This is a genomic window from Agrobacterium sp. 22-226-1, assembly GCF_053522345.1.
This window is the reverse complement of the sequence record NZ_JBNWCP010000043.1, coordinates 1-2,618: the sequence shown is the minus strand read 5'-3', so window position 1 is coordinate 2,618 and position 2,618 is coordinate 1. Positions and strand designations below refer to the sequence as shown.

General features: G+C 52.6%; 1 rRNA gene. It reads right to left on the bottom strand.

Annotated features, from left to right (window positions below):
- Positions 1-40 precede the first annotated feature (40 nt).
- Positions 41-2,618 (bottom strand): 23S ribosomal RNA (locus ACQZ5K_RS26895); the annotation flags it as partial.

Genomic DNA, 2,618 nt, shown 5'->3' with positions numbered 1-2,618 from the left:
GATGTCATCGAACTTTGTTCGATGAACATATTCAATGGGAACGAAGAAGTCGATCGAGCTATTAGTAACGGTAAGCTTCACACATTGCTGTGCTTCCACACCCGTCCTATCGACGTGGTCGTCTTCCACGGCTCTGATAGGGAACACTCGTTTTCAGGTTGGTTTCCCGCTTAGATGCCTTCAGCGGTTATCCATTCCGTATATAGCTACTCTGCTATGCCCTTGGCAGGACAACAGATCCACCAGAGATACGTCCATCCCGGTCCTCTCGTACTAGGGACAGATCCTGTCAATATTCCTACACCCACGGCAGATAGGGACCGAACTGTCTCACGACGTTCTGAACCCAACTCACGTACCGCTTTAAATGGCGAACAGCCATACCCTTGGGACCTGCTCCAGCCCCAGGATGCGATGAGTCGACATCGAGGTGCCAAACAACCCCGTCGATATGGACTCTTGGGGGTCATCAGCCTGTTATCCCCGGCGTACCTTTTATCCGTTGAGCGATGGCCCTTCCACACGGGACCACCGGATCACTATGACCGACTTTCGTCTCTGCTCGACTTGTCAGTCTCGCAGTCAGGCTAGCTTATGCCATTGCACTCGACGACCGATTTCCGACCGGTCTGAGCTAACCATCGCGCGCCTCCGTTACTCTTTCGGAGGCGACCGCCCCAGTCAAACTACCCACCATACACTGTCCCGGATCCGGATAACGGACCGCGGTTAGACATCCACGAAGATAAGGGTGGTATTTCAAGGATGGCTCCACAGAAACTGGCGTCCCTGCTTCAAAGCCTACCACCTATCCTACACATGCCTTGGCGAATGCCAGTGTAAAGCTATAGTAAAGGTGCACGGGGTCTTTCCGTCTGACCGCAGGAACCCCGCATCTTCACGGGGAATTCAATTTCACTGAGTCTATGTTGGAGACAGCGGGGAAGTCGTTACGCCATTCGTGCAGGTCGGAACTTACCCGACAAGGAATTTCGCTACCTTAGGACCGTTATAGTTACGGCCGCCGTTTACTGGGGCTTCAGTTCAGAGCTTGCACCCCTCCCTTTAACCTTCCAGCACCGGGCAGGCGTCAGACCCTATACGTCGTATTGCTACTTCGCAGAGCCCTGTGTTTTTGATAAACAGTCGCTACCCCCTGGTCTGTGCCACCCCATCATACTTGCGTACAAAAGGGTCACGCTTCTTCCGAAGTTACGCGTGCAATTTGCCGAGTTCCTTCAACATAGTTCTCTCAAGCGCCTTGGTATACTCTACCTGACCACCTGTGTCGGTTTCGGGTACGGTCTATACGGTGGAGCTATTTCCTGGAACCTCTTCGCCGCCCAACCAATCCAGTAAGGTTGAACAACACACGAGATCCGTCACTACCACCAGGCCCACGAATATTAACGTGGTTCCCATCGACTACGCGTGTCCGCCTCGTCTTAGGGGCCGGCTAACCCTGCTCAGATTAACTTTAAGCAGGAACCCTTGGTCTTTCGGCGAGGGAGTCTCTCACTCCCTTTATCGTTACTCATGTCAACATTCGCACTTCCGATATCTCCAGCAGCCCTCACGGGTCCGCCTTCACAGACTTACGGAACGCTCCGCTACCACTTGCATTACTGCAAATCCTCAGCTTCGGTGCATGGCTTTAGCCCCGTTACATTTTCGGCGCAAAGACCCTTATTTAGACCAGTGAGCTGTTACGCTTTCTTTAAATGATGGCTGCTTCTAAGCCAACATCCTGGTTGTTTTGGGATCCTCACATCCTTTCCCACTTAGCCATGACTTGGGGACCTTAGCTGGAGGTCAGGGTTGTTGCCCTTTTCACGACGGACGTTAGCACCCGCCGTGTGTCTGCCGACTAGTACTCCTCGGTATTCGGAGTTTGGTTAGGATCAGTAAGACGGTGAGTCCCCATAGCCCATCCAGTGCTCTACCCCCGAGGGTATTCGGTCGACGCTCTACCTAAATAGATTTCGCGGAGAACCAGCTATTTCCGAGTTTGATTGGCCTTTCACCCCTAGCCACAAGTCATCCCGAACTATTGCAACAGTTATGGGTTCGGCCCTCCAGTTGGTGTTACCCAACCTTCAGCCTGCTCATGGCTAGATCACTCGGTTTCGGGTCTAATGCAACTAACTAAAATCGCCCTGTTCAGACTCGCTTTCGCTGCGCCTACACCTACCGGCTTAAGCTTGCTAGTTACACTAAGTCGTTGACCCATTATACAAAAGGTACGCCGTCACCCTTGCGGGCTCCGACTGTTTGTAGGCATCCGGTTTCAGGTTCTATTTCACTCCCCTCGTCGGGGTGCTTTTCACCTTTCCCTCACGGTACTTGTTCGCTATCGGTCATGCACGAGTACTTAGGCTTGGAGAGTGGTCTCCCCATGTTCAGACAGGATTTCACGTGTCCCGCCCTACTCAAGGACAATGACTGTTCTACGCGTAAGGGGCTATCACCCTCTATGGCCGACTTTTCCAAATCGTTCCGCTTTATTCATCATTGCCACTGGCCTGGTCCGCGTTCGCTCGCCACTACTTGCGGAGTCTCGGTTGATGTCCTTTCCTGCAGGTACTTAGATGTTTCAGTTCCCTGCGTTCGCTTCTTAC